This window comes from Peribacillus sp. NPDC056705 (assembly GCF_043656335.1).
Genome location: NZ_JBHTYI010000201.1, coordinates 1 through 1,339 on the forward strand (window position 1 = coordinate 1; position 1,339 = coordinate 1,339).

General features: G+C 45.9%; 1 protein-coding gene. It reads left to right on the forward strand.

The window, feature by feature from the left end; all coding sequences use genetic code 11:
• Positions 1 to 1,339 (forward strand): O-antigen ligase family protein (locus ACFRAK_RS28905; RefSeq protein ID WP_394573182.1); only part of this gene is annotated, 1,339 nt, incomplete at both ends.

The following is a 1,339-nucleotide window of genomic DNA, read 5'->3' on the forward strand; positions in this document are numbered from 1 at the left end:
TCATTGGACTGTACGTGCTACGTGACAAATTAGGGAACCGAATCATTCAAAATACGATTATGGCTGTAGCATATCTTATTGTTGGTTTCGGTCTACTCCATTGGTTTGGCCAGGGAAAGACTGCAGGTGCTATTGCGAAATGGTTTTCCAATACCGTTTTAAACGGCACATACACCCATGCGGTCATGTCCGATTCTAACGGTCTTCGTCTGACTTCTGTATTCCAGTACGCCAATACTTATGCAGCTTTTCTCATGGCTTTCTTGTTTGCAACAGTCTTTTTCGTTACGACATCACGAAACTGGTACGGGCAAGCCTTTCATAGTTTCATGTTGGTACCCATCATAGTATCGCTGCTCTTGACATTGTCTCGAGGCGGTCTGGTGATGTTACCTGTTGTGTTTGTTTTGTTACTCTTATTCCTGAAGCCAGCTAAACAATTATTGTGGATCCTGTACTGCGGTATAGGAGGTGTGGTTTCGCTGATTATCTCTAGACCGGTCACTGAGCTAGGATTGAGTTTAAATGAAGCCTTCAGCGGCAGTGGTGCCCTTAGGGGCTGGGGAATTTTGCTCGGTGTGTCCGCTATTGTAGGACTCCTCGGATGGGTTATACAATGTTTTATCGCTCCAAAACTTGAACAGTTCTTAGACAATTGGTCGGCTAAAAAAAACTCTAACTTATGGATTCCACTTGGTTCGGTTGCAATTGGAGGCCTGCTGATATTCCTATTCATTGGTACTGGTTTGAAAAATATTCTGCCACAGAACATTAGCGTTCGACTGGAGAATATTAACTTCAATCAGCACAGTGTACTCGAACGCTTCACGTTCTATCGCGATGCAATGAAAGTACTGGCAGACTACCCGATCATCGGGGCAGGCGGCGGTGCGTGGGCATCACTGTATGAGCAATATCAGAACAACCCGTACACGAGTCGTCAGGCACATAACTTCTTTCTTCAGTATTTGATTGAAGTGGGCATCGTCGGATTTGTTATTTTCATGTCGTTTATCCTGTATATCTTCTACAAATACATTCGCGGCTATATCCAGGCCAACGAAGAAGGACGCAACCGTCACTTCCTCTATCTGATCATCGTACTGTCCATTCTCGTTCACAGCGTGCTGGACTTCAATATGAGTTATGTGTTCATGGGGATCCTCGTATTCTTAGGACTTGGCGGGATGGCAGCCGCTATGGAGAGCAAGCCGCTCAAAAGATGGAACATCAAGGAGTCAACTGCTCGAGGCGTGTACAGTGCAGTCGTTGGGCTATGTGCGGTCCTGGTGATGATCACTTCCATCCGTTACGTGCAAGCAGCCGATGCAGCGTTAGA